The sequence below is a fragment of the Thiohalomonas denitrificans genome, from assembly GCF_016841685.1.
Lineage (GTDB): Bacteria > Pseudomonadota > Gammaproteobacteria > Thiohalomonadales > Thiohalomonadaceae > Thiohalomonas > Thiohalomonas denitrificans_A.
The window spans coordinates 1-15441 of record NZ_JAENYR010000003.1 but is presented as its reverse complement, the minus strand read 5'-3'; the positions used below and the strand labels follow the sequence as shown (position 1 = coordinate 15441).

The window sequence follows — 15441 nt, the reverse complement described above, 5'->3', positions numbered from 1 at the left end:
CATGGTCAAAGCGAACTGGCCCCATTCTTCATGAGTCACGGAGGACCCATGAAACGATTGTTCAGCCTTGCTACCGTCATTTTTTTGGCTTCCCCGACTCTTCCCGCCGATGCCCTTCCCGAGGATTTCGACTTCCAGCTGGCCCCGGCGGACGAACCGGGCGGCGCCGCCTACACGTGGCATGAAGCCCTGGAGGCGTGCAAAGACAAGGGCATGACCCTGCCCTCGATGGAGGAGATGGCGAAGATATTCTGCCATGCCGAACTTGAACTCAGGGAGATAGTCCCCGAGTTCCCGCAGGTCGACGGGGGGTGTGCGAAAAACGGAACGAACGACACGTTTTCCAACTTCAAGGAAAAAGGACGCTACTGGACTTCAGCCCGCTATAACGACGGGGTATTCCGCTACATCGACTTTTTCGATGGCCAGATCGGGTATTACGGCAGCGACGAAAAGCTTCATACACGCTGCATACTGCCCAGCAACCGCAAACGGGACAGCCAAACCACTTATCCCTACGACATCAATGATGTCGACGAAGAGAGCTTCAGCTACATCATTGACACCATCTCCGGCCTCTATGCCAGAGCCTTTGCAGACCATGAAAAGCAACTCGTCGTGAAGAGACAGTGGAGAGAACAGAGAGAGGGGGCGGTATCGTGGCTGATGGAGGAGTATGACCGGGAAGAAGAGCAAATCAACCAGATCCGCGAGATTGAACTGGACGGCGGGCTGGCTCGTCACCCGATGTTGAATCGGGATGCCTACGCCATGGTCATCTGTCATGAGATAGGACATCACCTGGGCGGCGCCCCCCGCGCGCTCGGGTACAGTTCCGAGGGACAGGCGGACTACTTTGCCGCAACGAAGTGCATGAAACTTTACCTGAAGGTAACCAGGTATCCTCAACACCAGACCGAAGCGGTGCCCGAAGATCTTGAAGCGAGCTGTGTGGCCAATTACCGTAACGCCGACGAACGTTCGGTTTGCCGGCGAAACATCCTCGCCGGACTCACGCTTTCCCGATGGTTTGCGTACGCCAGGGAGATGGAGCCGACGGAGCTTACCGCGCGCGATACCCGGCAGCGGCCCACCACCCTGATACATGGCTACCCCGGTCCTCAGTGTCGCCTCGATACCTTTATCGCCGGAGCACTGTGCCCTGTCGACGAGAACGCCCCGTTCTCCGACAACAGCTCCCGTACAGGCGCCTGCACCCGAGGGGCCGGATACGACGAGGAGGCGCGTCCCCGCTGCTGGTTTCGCATGGAGAATACCTCATAGAAGTCCGGCAGGCTGCCGCGTAGCCGATCCAAAACGCTGTGCTTTTGACCCCTTGCACTCGATACATTCTGGCTTAGACTCAAGGGCATCCAATTCATGGAAAGGAGGTTGTCATGAAAGGGGCAAGTGAGATGGTTTGCAGCACGCTGCATAGCGCAATCGAAGGACACGATCTGGACCGGTTGCTCAGCATGTACGACGAAAATGCCGAGCTACGGGTTATCGATCACAGTCACCCGCCAAGCAGCCCTTTGGAACTCAAAGGTAAAGATGCCATTGGGAACTACTATCGGGACATCTTCAGCCGGCAGCTGAATCACCACGTGACCCGGGAACTGACGAGCGACGGAAGTCTGGCCTTTTCCGAGGAGTGCGAGTACCCGGATGGCACGCATGTGTTCATGAACAGTCTGGCCGAGCTAAAGGACGACAAGATCATCCGTGAAATTGATGTGCAGGCGTGGGACGAATCACCCAAGCGCTAAATGAAAAATAGCGAGCGGGCTTTCACAGCCGCTCGCTTACAATCTGCGAGACCCCGTCGAGACGCGATACTCCCGAACCTGGCTGGACTTGCCAGTTGGGGTAACCGCCCCCATCTCTGTCTTCAGGGCAACTGCCTACTTTTCTGGAGCGGTAAGTCTTTACGACGAAATACCCTACGAAAGCAGCCCGTTCTCGTAGACACATTCCAGAACTCGGCTGTGCCAGCGGCGGCAATCTCATCCCCATCGCGTTCCGGCTTCCGGATGCACACTTCGTCGGCATCGAGCCTTCCGCTACCCAGGTGTCAGACGGGCAGTGGCTGATCGCACAGGCCGAACTCCCCAATATCGAATTGCACCAGGACGATCTCCTGCAGAAGGATACCGAGGGCGTGGGCTTCGACTGCACTCCGCGGCTGTTACTGCAGAGTGAGCATAATCGGCGTGATCAGGCCGCCCGATGCGATCAACAGGCCGTTCTTCAATGCACGCGACGCAGGGTAGCGGGATATATCACGCGCCCCCTTTGCGAGTCCGACTGCGGTTGTTGCCGCCAAGCCGATCATCGCAGCCGTCTCCTGGGGGTAACCGACAAAGCTCAAGGCAAGGCCGGTCATACCGCCCATAAAGGCACCGGCGGCGAAATGCATGGCATTGGGGTCTGCCTTGAAAGGATTGTTGCTCATGGCCTCGAGCATACCACGCGCACGGGTGCCCGGGAGCGTCTACAGAGCGGTACGACTTTCGCGGTAATCGCTGAGACCGGAGTCGCGCATGCCCGAAGACCCATCACGCGGACCGCCATCACCTGGAAATGCGGATCCCGCTTCTGCCCAACGCCGATCGCGCCCTTGGCCATGTAGAGGGCCCCATGCCCAGTCCGGTTCATAGACGCGGTGGTGGCACTCCAATATCCCTCTCCCGGGTCGTCGAAGTTCGCCGGCCGGCAGTGCCGGGTTGCTGTGGTCACAGTCCACCAGCAGTTCGAGCTCGTTTACGTTGGGAAGCCGCCAGGGCTTGCCCTCTTTTACCCGCAACCGCTGCACAACCTCCAGTGTACTGTTGCATGCTTGGCAGTGCTTTCAGCGCGCCTTGCCTATGGGCTTTATGGAACGGCTGAGAGTTACATTATTTTCCGCATGGCCGACTAGTAAGTCCGGTTTCATGGATTGCCGATGCGGAAGGATAAAAAGCCTTCCGGCCCAAACGGGCCGGACGGCATTACGGGGCGTCTACTCAGGCAGCTCGACCAACATGCGTCCGCGCATCTCCATGTGCATCGCATGACAGAAAAAGGAGCAGTAGTACCAATGCACCCCCGGCTGGTCGGCCACAAACGTGACAGAGGCCGTCTGCTGCGGACTGATATTAAAAGAAACGCCATGATTGGTCATCACGAAACCGTGGGCCAGATCCTCGATGCGGTCCAGGTTGGTGACCACCACGGTCACTTCATCACCCTGCTTCACCGTGAATTTGTCGATACCAAACACAGGCGCCACTGCGGTCATGTAGACGCGCACCTTGTTACCGTCGCGAATCACCTTGTTGTCCGCCTCCAGCGTAACGCCATCTTCCTTGGCCATCGCCACGGTTTCGGCAAAGAAGGGATCATCACGCGTCCACAAGCTCTGCACGTTTCTCATCTTGCTGCGGTGGACCAGGGTGCAGTCGTGGGGCTCGGCAAAAGCGGGGCCATCGTGCACAAGCTTCATCTCATCGCCGGAGATGTCGATCAGCTGATCGTTCTCTGGCTTGAGTACGCCGGTGGAGAGGAAACGGTCCTTGGAGAACTTGCAGAGTGCAACCAGCCACTTGCCGTCCGCTTCCTTGGTCTCGCCCATAGTGGTGTGATTGTGGCCAGGCTGATAGTGCACATCCAGCTTCTGGCGGACGTAGTTGACCTCCTCACCGTTGTAGGCGCGGATGGCGTCTTCGACGTTCCATTTGACTATCTGGCTATCGATGAAGAGCGTGGTGTAGGCGTTGCCGCGGCCATCATAGGCGGTGTGCAACGGCCCGAGGCCGAGCTCCGGTTCCGCTACGACCACATCGCGCTCGGTTTTCAGCTTGCCGGCAAACAGGTCATCCAGCCTGTCGATGGCAATCACGGTCACGGTCGGCGACAGCTTGCCGTTGGCCACAAAGTACTTACCGTCCGGTGAGGTGTTCAGGCCATGCGGACTCTTGGGTACGGGGATATAGCGGGTGAACGGCGTATTATCGCCGCGGCCGTCCACCACCGGCACCTTGGAGCCATCGATGGTAATGTAGTCACCGGCCTCCACGGCCTTTTCGATCGCCTCGATGTTGAAGATCACCGCATGGTCACGCTCATTGCGCATGGTCTCCGCCAAGGTGACGCCTTCGCCACGACCTTGATAGCAGGTGGATGCTGCGTACTTGCCGGTGTAATCGGCGTCGGTATTGTCCAGATTGCCGTCGACGATAACCTGCCAGTCCACTTCCATGGTCTCGGCATTCAGGCCGCTGAATACGGTGAAGTACTTCGAGGGGTCATCCAGATCACGGCCGTCGTTGGGGTGCGGGATCACGAACTCGCCGTTGCAGAAAACGTATTTGGTGTAGGGCGCCTTCTGCGGCCGCAGGCCGTGCACGGAGGTAATATTGGGGATACGGGTGATCCTGTCCGTCACCATTACGTCGCAGCGAATGCGACCGACACGGCTGTTGGCCTTGTCGTTGATCCACACATACTTGCCGTCGTAGGTACCATCCTGGAAACTCATATGGGGATGATGGGTATCCCCGTTCTGGAAGTGGGCAGTATCCCCGAGCACACGTTTACTCTCGTTCGTGACTCCCCAGCCGGAGGCCCCGTCGACGTTAAACACCGGGATGCGCATCAGCTCACGCATGGAGGGGACACCGAGAATACGCACCTCGCCCGACTGACCGCCGCTCCAGAAGCCGTAGTACTCATCCAGCTCGCCGGGATGGACGGCTACACCGTTTTCGTTGTTGGCGGCAAAGGTTGCTCTCGGCAGCAGGCCCGTTGCCAGACCTGCACCGGCGACGCCGGAAAAAGCCGTGGCACCCAGAAACGCGCGCCGGGAGACCTTCCCGCTTTCGTTGTTTTCGCTGTCCTGGCTCATTGTTATTGATCCTCTTCGTTCGATAGAAACTAGGCCCCGATGTCCGCCTTGTGCTTCTTCGGCGGTTCCACCGCAACCTCCCGCTTTGCCATTCTCATCTCTTTACGTTTACGCCGCTCCACCAGGGGAGCGGGGCCTGCTCCACCTGGATGCGATCGAAAATACCGCCACGCACGTAGCCGGAGCCCTTGAACGAATCTGCACCGTTGGCCATCAGCGCAATGGCATGCTCGCCCTCGTCCAGCTTGCCCATCCACCACTCATACCGGGAATCACCGCGCAGACTCTTCCCGATTGTCGGCGGATTGAGCTGGGTGTAATAAAGGTTGATAAAGGTTGATAAAGGTGTGGCAGGGTAGTCCTGCGGCAGTTCGTCACAACCGGCCTGCACCGGACCAAAGCTCAACAGCAGCAATAAAAACGGAAACGCCACGAAGCGCAGCCATCTTCCGAACACCAACGGACTGTCTGAGGCTTTCATCGAAAAAATTTTTATGTCCTGATGCGGTTGTCTGCGGTGGATGTACTCCGTTGGCTGCTATTGCGTGGCTGCGAAGCGGCGCGTTCTGCGACTGTGTGAAATGCCGCTTATAGAATTTACATTAGGTCATTTGCCTCACCTGTCAATGTCGACCCGCACTATCAACGGGATATGTCAGAAAGGGTTGGACCGGTTTTTTCGGCGCGGAGCAATGGCTTACGAGCGACAAACTGCCGCTATCGCCCTCATTCGCGCAAACCGTTTGGCATCAGGAAAGGCGTTGCATTCAACCCATTATTTCGAAGGAATCATGTGTCGATAGACCGACTGGAGGTCCACAGATGCTCATCCATATGAAATCATCAAAGCCGGCGATCCTGACTTTCGTAAAAGATAGCGCGAACGCTTGAGTGGGCTTCGATACACGGAGTCGATGGCCTACGGCATGGTCAGGGACGCAGCGGGACACGAAGACATGTGCATGGCAAACCTGCTCCGCGATCCGCCGGATCCGAACAAGATCTGCAACAGGTGGACAAGGAAGCGAAGGGCATGTGGCGGCCACGGAGGGCTATGCCTCGGGCACAGATCCGCTCAAGTTTGCGGCGGGTCGGGCTTGAGCTGTCAAAACCGACGGCCTGAAGGCCGACCCGACGAAGTGACGGATAAACCACTGGGACACGGGGATGCAAAAAATGGGCTGCCGTAGTCGGCCCCTGCCTTTGCATCGCCGCGACCCGGCAACCCGGTCGTATGCCCCGTGCACCGTAGCTAAGCCGCCATTCTCTGTGGTCTCACAATCGACAGGAAGATCTAAAGCTCGCCCATCACATCGAGGGTAATCTCGTCGAACTGCAACCGCTCGCCGCCGTGTTCCGCAATAAACGCCTCGGCATCCGCCCGCTCGGCGAAAGGAGCAAGCGTCGGTCCCATGGCGCCGCTTAACGGATGGCCCACTACGTACCAGGCGCTACGCGCATCGATAAGGGCAGTATCTTCGGGATGCTCCCAATCGGTCTGGGCCATGTCGTGGACGTAGATCTCGCGCACGATCGTGGCGTTTTCCGGTTGTAGCAAAAAGGCGAACAGATCGCGGGTAGAGCAAAACTTCCGTGCCCGGTCGCTACCGCGCAAAAAGGTCTCCCCCTTGGGGCCGGGAAAGTTGGTGATGATCATGCCACACACGTGACACTCGTCACCGTGTTCGATGGGCACAGGTTCACGCGTCTGCGCGCGCTGCTCGGCTTCATCGCCGCAGCCGGCCAGAAGGAGAGGGACCAGAGCCACCATCAGCAGCCGTGCGGGGTAAGTGCGTACTGCGTTCATGTGATCTCCCTATTGGTTGCGGCCCCGGAAGAACCAGATAGCGGCGCCGAGCGGTACGATCACCCAGGCGAGCAGGACAACAGTCAGCAACCGGGGTGAAAAGAGATCGGCGCCGGCGATGGCGGTGAGGCCGGAATAGGCCTTGGCCGACTCGAAACCGGTCAGGTTAATCAAACGGAAAACGTCGGTGGGATTCAGCAGCAGCAGCCACGGCAGCCAGTCCGCGGCAGCGCCACTGCCTGCCGCCACCAGTGCACCAAGCATGGCCAGATCGAAGACGAGGACAAAGAAGAACCAGACCAGCAGTGCCACACCGGCCGCCCGCGCCTTCTCCGTGGCCACCACGCTTATCAGGTAGGCGATCGTGAGAAAGACCCACCCGAGCAGGATGGCGGAGAAAATGAAATAGGCGAAAGCTCGCCACAGCTCCACACCGGCTACCTGGTCGCTGAACAGCGTGATCACCACCGCCGCCGCACCGAAGCCGATGACGGTGGCGACTGCCAGGATCCCCCCTTGACCGAACAGCTTGCCAAGCAGGAGCTGCGGCCGGGTCAGCGGATAGCTGAGGAGCAGTAACAGAGTCCCCTGTTCATCCTCGCCGACGATACTGTCATAACCCAGCAGCAGGGCGATCAGCGGGATCAGAAAGACGGCCAGGCTGGAGAGGCTGACGATGGTCGTGGAGAGTGAGGTAAAGCCCACCATCCCCGAGGCGGCGGCACCAAAGTAGGCGATGCCGAGCGCAAACAGGGCGAATACGGCAGTAATGGCCACTACCCAGCGGTTGCGCCAGCCGTCGCGGAATTCCTTCCGGGCTACGTTGAGGATGGCGTTCATGTCGGCACGTTCCCTTCATTGCTGAATTGAGTGCTGAAATAGGCATAGAGCGCTTCCAAAGAAGGGGGCATCACTTCAATATCCTCCACCCCTTGCTGCGCAGTGACGCGCCGCAACAACTCCATCTTGGATGCCATTGCGCCGCTGATAGTCACGTGGCCAGGGGCCGTCTCGCTCACTGCGTATTGCGATGTCAGATCATCCCAGACCCCGTCGGGCCAGCGGCCGCTCACCTTGATAGTGAGTGGTAACTCCGCCTGTCGGCGCAGTTCGGCAACACTTCCTGCCGCCCGCAACCTTCCCTCGGCAAGGATCACGGCCCGATCGATGTGCTCTTCGATCCCCGGCAGAACATGGGAGCAGAGAATGACGGTGGTGCCCTGTCGGCGCAATTCATCGACACGCTGGTAAAACTCCCGGGTTGCCAGTGGATCGAGGCCCACCGTCGGCTCATCGAGCAGCAACAGCTTGGGTTGTCCCAACAGTGCCTGAGCCAGGCCCAGGCGCTGCCGCATCCCCTTGGAGTAGGTTTTGACCCGCCGGTCTGCGGCATGGGCCAGTCCCACCTGTTCGAACAGTCTTCCACCCTGTTTCCGATCCACTCCCTTCAGGCGGGCAAAGTAATCCAGCACCTCACGGCCGGAGAGCTGTTCGTAGAAACGGACGCTTTCGGGCAGGTAACCCAGCATCATGCGCAGCTTCTGGTTGTCCTGTCCGCAGGGAGAGCGCCCCAGCACCTGCACGTCACCGCCGGTCGCCTCGATAAGCCCGAGGATCAACTTGATCGTGGTGCTTTTGCCGGCGCCGTTATGGCCAAGCAGACCCAGCACCTCACCGGCGCCCACCTCCAGGCTGAGGCCATCGAGTGCCCTCAGTGAACCGTAGTGCTTGTGAACATCTTGAAGCCGGACTGCGGGTGTACTCATCGTATTTCCACAAATTCGGGGGGCACCATCAGCGGATAGCTGTCGCGAACCCCCTGGGGTTTCAGAACCGGGAACTGCTGCTGAACCCAACGCAGTATCTCCACCGCCGGGCTGTTCATCAGCATGCGCGCCAGCGGAAAACGCCAGAACAGCGCGTCTACCGCGTCATTGGGTTCATAGGGCCGGTCGCCGACACCGTCGGCATCCCGGTCCCAACCCAGATAGTCGCTCCAGTAATTGCCGCGTCCGTCACGTGACCACTCTTGCTCGCGATTAACGACATACTTGACCTGGGTGCGGTTACCAACGAAGGCGTTCTCCCAAAACTGATTGCCTTCGGAGCCGGCGGTCAGATGTATGCCAATATCGCTGCGGGCAAGAAGGTTGCCCTGGATCTCGTTGTAGGGAGCGTTGTAGACGAACAGCGCCTTGCCATCCGCCCCCTCGATATCTCCACCGGCCAGATTGGTCCCGATGCGCGCATCACTCACCCGGTTTCGGGAGATGGTGCTATCCGTAATGAAATTCAGCAGCATGCCGTAGTTCTGGTCCCGCTCGGAGCGGTTGCCCGTGACCGTGAGCCGACGCGACTGCATCAGGGCATAGCCGGTGCGGGTGTCGTGGGTATAATTATCGGTCACGGCGTTGTCGTGGGCGTACATATAATGGATGCCGTAGCGCAAGTCGTACATTTCATTGGCGTGCAGAGTGCTGTTATCGGAGGTTTCGATATAGATGCCGTCCCGCACCTGCCAGATCTCGTTATCGGCGACGTAGCCGCCGTGGGTGTTGGAGAGATGGATACCATTGCCCCGATCCTGGGAGCGCAGGTCGATACGGCCACTAATGCGATTACCTACCACTCGCCAATTGTCACAGCTGTCGAGCCAGATACCGCTCGCACTCTCTTCGATGCGGTTGCCGATGATGTGGACCCCCTCTCCCTCGGGAGTGATGAAGATAGCCGAGTCAAGATCGGTGAGATTGACACCGGAGCCCCTTATGGTCAGCCCCTCGACACGCACCCCGGGGGCGTCCACATAAAGCACATTGTCGATACCGCCACCATCGAGTACTGCCCCCGGCTCGCCGACCAACTCCAGGGGCTTTTCGATGCGAAAGTTACCTTGGTATTTCCCGGCTGCAAGTACGATGCGATCCCCCGCCCGGGCGTTATCCAGTACTTCTTGTAAAGGTTGATCGGGCTCCAGCCGGATCTCGGCCGCGGAGAGCGGAGCGGATATAAGCATGATGACCAGCGCAACGAGGGCGCGGCCCTTGAGTGAGTCCAGGTTCATGGATTGCCGAATGCGGAAGGGTAAAAAGCCATCCGGGCCGGATGGGCCGAATGGCATCAGGAGCATCTACTCAGGCTTCGACCAACATACGTCCGCGCATTTCCATGTGCATCGCATGACAGAAGAAGGAGCAGTAGTACCAATGCACCCCCGGCTTGTCAGCGATGAACGTTGCAGAGACCGTCTGCTGCGGTCCAATGCCGAAGCCGATGCCATGGTTAGTCATCACGAAACCGTGGGCCAGATCCTCGATGCGGTCCAGGTTGGTGATCACCACGGTCACTTCGTCACCCTGCTTCACCGTGAATTTCTCGATACCAAACACAGGCGCCACTGCGATCATGTAGACGCGCACCTTGTTACCGTCACGAATGACCTTGTTATCCGCCTCCAGCGTAACGCCATCTTTTTTGGCCATCGCGACGGTTTCGGCAAAGAAGGGATCATCACGCGTCCACAGGCTCTGTACGTTTCTCATCTTGCTGCGGTGAACGATGACGCAGTCGTGGGGTTCGGCAAAGGCCGGGCCGTCATGCACCAGCTTCATCTCATCGCCGGAGATGTCGATCAGCTGATCATTCTCGGGCTTGAGCACACCGGTGGAGAGGAAACGGTCCTTGGAGAACTTGCAAAGCGCAACCAGCCATTTGCCGTCCGCTTCCTTGGTCTCGCCCATGCTGGTGTGACAATGGCCGGGCTGATAGTGCACATCCAGCTTCTGGCGAACGTAGTTGACCTTCTCACCGTTGTAGGCGCGAATGGCGTCCTCAATGTTCCATTTGACCATCTGGCTGTCAATAAACAGCGTGGTGTAGGCGTTGCCGCGTCCGTCATAGGCAGTGTGCAGCGGCCCCAGGCCGAGCTCCGGCTCCGCCACCACCACATCGCGTTCATTTTCCAGCTTGCCGGCAAACAGGTCGTCCAGCCTGTCGATGGCGATCACGGTCACGGTCGGCGACAGCTTGCCGTTGGCCACAAAGTACTTACCGTCCGGTGAGGTGTTCAGGCCATGCGGACTCTTGGGTACGGGGATATAGCGGGTGAACGGCGTATTATCGCCGCGGCCGTCCACCACCGGCACCTTGGAGCCATCGATGGTAATGTAGTCACCGGCCTCCACGGCCTTTTCGATCGCCTCGATGTTGAAAATCACCGCATGGTCACGCTCATTGCGCATGGTCTCCGCCAGGGAGATCCCTTCGCCACGGCCCTGATAGCAAGTGGAAGCCGCATATTTGCCACTGAAGTCGGCGTCGGTGTTATCCAGGTTGCCGTCGACGATGACCTGCCAATCCACTTCCATGGTCTCGGCGTTCAGGCCGCTGAACACCGTGAAGTACTTGGACGGGTCATCCAGGTCACGGCCGTCGTTGGGGTGCGGGATCACGAACTCGCCGTTGCAGAAGATGTATTTGGTGTAGGGCGCTTTCTGCGGCCGCAGGCCATGCACGGAGGTGATATTGGGGATGCGGGTAATCCTGTCCGTCACCATTACGTCGCAGCGAATACGTCCGACGCGGCTGTTGGCCTTGTCGTTGATGAACACGTACTTGCCGTCGTAGGTACCATCCTTGAAACTCATATGGGGATGATGGGTATCCCCGTTCTGGAAGTGGGCAGTATCCCCGAGCACACGTTTACTCTCGTTCGTGACTCCCCAGCCGGAGGCCCCGTCGACGTTAAACACCGGGATGCGCATCAGCTCACGCATGGAGGGGACACCGAGAATACGCACCTCGCCCGACTGACCGCCGCTCCAGAAGCCGTAGTACTCATCCAGCTCGCCGGGATGGACGGCTACACCGTTTTCGTTGTTGGCGGCAAAGGTTGCTCTCGGCAGCAGGCCCGTTGCCAGACCTGCACCGGCAACGCCGGAAAAAGCGGTGGCACCCAGAAATGCGCGCCGGGAGACCTTTCCGTTTTCGTTATTTTCGTTATTGTGGCTCATTATTATTGGTCCTCGTCGATCGATAGAAACTAGGTCCCGATGTCCGCCTTGTGCTTTTTCGGCAGTTCCACCGCGACCTCTCGCTTTGCCATTCTCATCTCTTTACGTTTACGCCGCTCCACCAGGGGTGGGCACTTGTGGTCATTCCAGTAAGTGGCCTGGCAGTCCAGGCAGAAGTGACACTCATTGGGATTGATCTCGCCAGTGGGATGAATGGCCTGCACCTCACACTCTTTGGCGCAGACCTGACACGGTTTGCCGCACTCCTTGCGCCGGCGCAGCCACCAGTCGAACAGGCGCAGCCGTGCCGGCACCGCCAATGCCGCGCCCAGCGGACAGAGATACTTGCAGTAGAATTTCCGGTTGAAGACCGATATGGCAAGCAGAATCACGGCATAAAAGACATAACTCCATTCCCGCTGGAACTTGAGCATAATGGTGGTCTTGAACGGTTCCACCTCTGCCATGCGCTCGGCAGCGCCAATGGACTGCAGGGAGACCCCGAACAGCACCACCAGAATGATGTACTTCACCGCCCACAGGCGCTCATGCACCAGCTGCGGGAAGTCGAACTGCCTGATCCCGACATAGCGCGCGATCTTGTTCAGCAGCTCCTGCAATGCCCCGAAGGGACACAGCCAGCCGCAATATACGCCGCGCCCCCACAGCAGCAGCGTCAAGGCAACATATGACCAGAGGATGAACATCAGCGGATCCAGAAGGAACGTGTCCCAACTGAAGCCATGGAACACCGCATCGGTAAAGGTCAATACATTGACGATAGAAAGCTGGGCCAGGGTGTACCAGCCGATGAAAAAGACCGTAAAGACCAGGAATCCGTTACGCACCCACCAGAACAGGCGTGCGCGGCGCACCAGCCAATCCTGGAAGAAGAGAATGGTGGTGAGCAGCAGAAGGGCAACAGCCAGGACCCCGATCTGGAACGGTTTGTCCTGCCAGATGGAGACCCAAATCGCCTCCTCTTCATCGCCCATACCGGCCGCCACCGGTTCCGGCCGTTCAACATACTCGTCGGGAAGCCGGTACTCGGCGCCGAAGGTGCTGAATATTCGGTCCAGGGGACCGACTTCACGCATGACGAGCAGTTCCAGTTGCCAATCGCGGCCCGGGTCGAAGTCACTCTCCTCGCGGATGATGAAGATCCCCATCTCGCGGAAGTCCGGGATCCCCTCCGCATCCACATCACTCAGGCGGTGATAGTCGGTATCGCGAAAACTGATCGTCTTCCGGTCCTGCTCTACCTGTATGCGATCAAAAATGCCGCCGCGCACGTAGCCGGATCCCTTGAACGAGTATGCACCGTTGGCCATCAACGCGATGGCATGCTCGCCCTCCTCCAACTTGCCCATCAGCCATTCGTACTGGGAATCACCCAGCAGATTCTTTCCGATGGTCGGCGGATTGAGGTGGGTGTAATACAGACTGATAAAGGCGTGACAGGGGTGGTCCTGCGGCAGTTCGGCACAACCGGGCTCCGGCTTGGGTCCTCTGCCCTCGGCCTCGGTCCCCGCAAAGGCCGCCTCGGCGGATTCGAAATCAAGATAGAGGCGACGGATACTGCCGTCACCGGTCAGGGTGGCCCAGTCGGCATCCCGATAGACATCCTCGAGCACCCGGCCCGGCTCCGCGGTGACCTGTTGGGTCGGTTCGATGATACCCCGCGAGATGGCAAGCTTGCGCGCACTGCGCATGATGCTCTGGCCGACCACTACGACGGTTACCGTAGCACCACTGACCGCATCCACATTGATGTCCGTTTCCTTGCCGCCGCCACCGACACGAACACGATCACTGACGCTCAGGCCAACGTATTGGTCGGCGAAATCAAATAGCTTCTGTTCCGGGATACCGACCAGCAGGATCGGTTCGTGGTGTTCCAGCACTTCCGCGCCGGTGATTACCCCGGAGGTGTCCATACCCACCAATAGATTGACCGGTTTTCCGGAATAGGCGGGTATGCGCACTACATCATCGGTTACCAGGAGATAGCCGAGCAGTTCATCATCGCGATAAACCTCTGCAGCGGGGGGTTCTCCGGAGAATTCCGAAAATCGATCGGCTTGGGGAAAGAATTCATGCGCCCGGGGATAGAGTTCGTCAGCCGTCTGAGCCTGCGCCGAGCCAAAGGCCATCAGCAGTATCAGGACTGATAGCGCCACGAAACGGAGCCAGTGACCCATCACTGGCGGATAGTCAGAAGCTTTCATCGAAAATACGGAATGTCTTGATGCGACTGCATGCGGCGGATGTACTCGGTGCTCTGCTGTTTCCTGCTTGCGAACCGGCGGGTTCTGAACGTGCGTGAAATACCACGAGCGCGGATCTAAGTATGTCATTTGCCACACCTGTGTCAATGTTGACCCGCCATGTCAGCGGGAAGATGGCTGCGGGGCTGGGCCGTTTTCTCTTGGAGGGGAGCAACGATTTATCGAGCAACGACAAGCCGCTATCGGATTTGATATCAGAAAGCGCGTTACGTTCAATCACTAAATGATGCGCCGACGGTCCGGACGGGAGGTCCACAGATGCTCATTTTTGTGGAATCACCAAACCGTTACCCCTGAGGCTTAAAACGCGTGATGACGGGCATCCCGAGAGAACATTGAATCGCTAATTCAATAGGACCAAGGACGCTGTCTTACGTTTGACTGCACCTTGGAGTTCAGAGGAGTACCGCGGCTTTTCCAGTGATATGGCTAGCCAGGGACCAGTGATTATATCCCGAACCGGACGCCGATGCTCAAGCCCCTTGTAGACAAAATGCGAATACCAGCGAGCTTGACGACGTAACTGATACGCATTATCATTTAGATTCTTAACAAAGGAGACGAATATGAACCAGCGCAACTCCCATCTGACATCCATGATACTCGGGGGCATTCTCGGGCTGGGCATGACCGGCATCACTCATGCTGAACCGATCGATCACTTCAAAGGAAAACCGGCCAAAACCATTGAGCAGGCGCTGGAGAACTTTGCCGAATACAACCAAAGATTGGACGCGATGTTATCGGGAGGTGAGCTGAATGCCACTTCACTGGCAACCATCCACGAATACACCTACACGCTCGAAAACGCCCTGGAGAAAATCCAGGCCGAACTGGAACTAGTGGCCGACACACTCGAAGAAGTGCATAGGGCATCGGAGACCAACGAAACCCAAACCGTCCTGACTAAAAGCCGTGAGTACCTCTCAGCTTCACGACAGGCGATTCGTCATTAAGTGCCCTACCTGCCACTCCGCGGTCCCGAATCAGTGACGCCTCATTGCGGGCCGCAGCCCCTGCTGCAGGTCCGAATCAGTGACGAACCTTTAGTCGTCATTGCGAGCCGTACCCCCTGCTGCGAGGTCCGAATCAGTGACGAAGATTTAGCCGTCATTGCGAGCCGTACCCGCCGGCGCGCGGCCCCGAATCGGTGACGAACGTTCAGCCGTCATTGCGAGGAGCCCCAGCGACGCGGCAATCTGGGGCTTTGGGAGCAGAAGATTACTTCGTCGCTCAGGCTCCTCGTAATGACAGCGGGGGCAAGTTCTTCAGGATGAGCCCAAGCGACGAAGGCGGAATGAAAGAGGTAATCACCCGTAGGGTGGATAAGCGAAGCGCATCCACCAAGCGACCCGAGAGAACGGGGATGGCATTGCGAGCACTACCCGCCGCTCCGCAGACCCGAATCAGTGACGAACCTTTAGCCGTCATTGCGAGGAGCCACAGCGA

12 protein-coding genes are annotated in these 15441 nt (G+C 58.3%); 3 read left to right on the top strand and 9 right to left on the bottom strand.

The window, feature by feature from the left end:
• Positions 1–48 precede the first annotated feature (48 nt).
• The gene (locus Q7L05_RS00830) at positions 49–1284 is read left to right on the top strand and encodes a hypothetical protein (protein WP_303900917.1); all 1236 of its coding nucleotides are present in this window, start codon (positions 49–51) and stop codon (positions 1282–1284) included.
• A gap of 113 nt (positions 1285–1397) precedes the next feature.
• Positions 1398–1769, top strand: a complete 372-nt coding sequence (locus Q7L05_RS00825) for a nuclear transport factor 2 family protein (RefSeq protein ID WP_303900916.1) — start codon at positions 1398–1400, stop codon at positions 1767–1769.
• A 419-nt stretch (positions 1770–2188) separates the two neighbouring features.
• Here the strand turns inward: Q7L05_RS00825 and Q7L05_RS00815 are convergent, their stop codons facing one another.
• From Q7L05_RS00815 to nosR, 9 genes are all read right to left on the bottom strand, one after another.
• On the bottom strand, positions 2189–2455 hold the full coding sequence (locus Q7L05_RS00815) for a hypothetical protein (RefSeq protein ID WP_303900915.1): 267 nt from the start codon (positions 2453–2455) through the stop codon (positions 2189–2191).
• 546 nt (positions 2456–3001) lie between these two features.
• Positions 3002–4885, bottom strand: a complete 1884-nt coding sequence (nosZ, locus tag Q7L05_RS00810; RefSeq protein ID WP_303900914.1) for a TAT-dependent nitrous-oxide reductase — start codon at positions 4883–4885, stop codon at positions 3002–3004.
• Positions 4886–4979: 94 nt separating this feature from the next.
• A complete protein-coding gene (locus Q7L05_RS00805; RefSeq protein WP_303900913.1) occupies positions 4980–5366 on the bottom strand; it encodes a hypothetical protein in 387 nt (128 codons plus the stop codon).
• 813 nt (positions 5367–6179) lie between these two features.
• The gene (locus tag Q7L05_RS00800) at positions 6180–6692 is read right to left on the bottom strand and encodes a nitrous oxide reductase accessory protein NosL (RefSeq protein WP_303900912.1); all 513 of its coding nucleotides are present in this window, start codon (positions 6690–6692) and stop codon (positions 6180–6182) included.
• Between the two features lie 9 nt (positions 6693–6701).
• Positions 6702–7532, bottom strand: coding sequence for an ABC transporter permease (locus Q7L05_RS00795; RefSeq protein WP_303900911.1), 831 nt, complete (start codon positions 7530–7532; stop codon positions 6702–6704).
• The gene (locus Q7L05_RS00790; protein WP_303900910.1) at positions 7529–8458 is read right to left on the bottom strand and encodes an ABC transporter ATP-binding protein; all 930 of its coding nucleotides are present in this window, start codon (positions 8456–8458) and stop codon (positions 7529–7531) included. Before Q7L05_RS00790 ends, Q7L05_RS00795 begins: the two co-directional genes overlap by 4 nt.
• A complete protein-coding gene (locus Q7L05_RS00785) occupies positions 8455–9756 on the bottom strand; it encodes a nitrous oxide reductase family maturation protein NosD (protein ID WP_303900909.1) in 1302 nt (433 codons plus the stop codon). Before Q7L05_RS00785 ends, Q7L05_RS00790 begins: the two co-directional genes overlap by 4 nt.
• A 70-nt stretch (positions 9757–9826) precedes the next feature.
• A complete protein-coding gene (gene nosZ / locus Q7L05_RS00780; protein WP_303900908.1) occupies positions 9827–11704 on the bottom strand; it encodes a TAT-dependent nitrous-oxide reductase in 1878 nt (625 codons plus the stop codon).
• Positions 11705–11733: 29 nt separating this feature from the next.
• Positions 11734–13932 carry a transcriptional regulator NosR gene (nosR, locus tag Q7L05_RS00775; protein ID WP_303900907.1) on the bottom strand — a complete coding sequence of 733 codons (2199 nt, stop codon included), beginning with the start codon at positions 13930–13932 and terminating at the stop codon, positions 11734–11736.
• Between the two features lie 626 nt (positions 13933–14558).
• Between nosR and Q7L05_RS00770 the strand changes: the two genes are divergently transcribed.
• Positions 14559–14948: a DUF6746 family protein gene (locus Q7L05_RS00770; protein WP_303900906.1), complete on the top strand. Its 390-nt coding sequence runs from the start codon at positions 14559–14561 to the stop codon at positions 14946–14948.
• Positions 14949–15441: the final 493 nt, after the last annotated feature.

Coding starts and splice junctions, on each gene's coding strand:
- Q7L05_RS00830 (WP_303900917.1), top strand. CDS start 49: ATGAAACGATTGTTCAGCCTTGCTACCGTCATTTTTTTGGCTTCCCCG.
- Q7L05_RS00825 (WP_303900916.1), top strand. CDS start 1,398: ATGAAAGGGGCAAGTGAGATGGTTTGCAGCACGCTGCATAGCGCAATC.
- Q7L05_RS00815 (WP_303900915.1), bottom strand. CDS start 2,455: ATGAGCAACAATCCTTTCAAGGCAGACCCCAATGCCATGCATTTCGCC.
- nosZ (WP_303900914.1), bottom strand. CDS start 4,885: ATGAGCCAGGACAGCGAAAACAACGAAAGCGGGAAGGTCTCCCGGCGC.
- Q7L05_RS00805 (WP_303900913.1), bottom strand. CDS start 5,366: ATGAAAGCCTCAGACAGTCCGTTGGTGTTCGGAAGATGGCTGCGCTTC.
- Q7L05_RS00800 (WP_303900912.1), bottom strand. CDS start 6,692: ATGAACGCAGTACGCACTTACCCCGCACGGCTGCTGATGGTGGCTCTG.
- Q7L05_RS00795 (WP_303900911.1), bottom strand. CDS start 7,532: ATGAACGCCATCCTCAACGTAGCCCGGAAGGAATTCCGCGACGGCTGG.
- Q7L05_RS00790 (WP_303900910.1), bottom strand. CDS start 8,458: ATGAGTACACCCGCAGTCCGGCTTCAAGATGTTCACAAGCACTACGGT.
- Q7L05_RS00785 (WP_303900909.1), bottom strand. CDS start 9,756: ATGAACCTGGACTCACTCAAGGGCCGCGCCCTCGTTGCGCTGGTCATC.
- nosZ (WP_303900908.1), bottom strand. CDS start 11,704: ATGAGCCACAATAACGAAAATAACGAAAACGGAAAGGTCTCCCGGCGC.
- nosR (WP_303900907.1), bottom strand. CDS start 13,932: ATGAAAGCTTCTGACTATCCGCCAGTGATGGGTCACTGGCTCCGTTTC.
- Q7L05_RS00770 (WP_303900906.1), top strand. CDS start 14,559: ATGAACCAGCGCAACTCCCATCTGACATCCATGATACTCGGGGGCATT.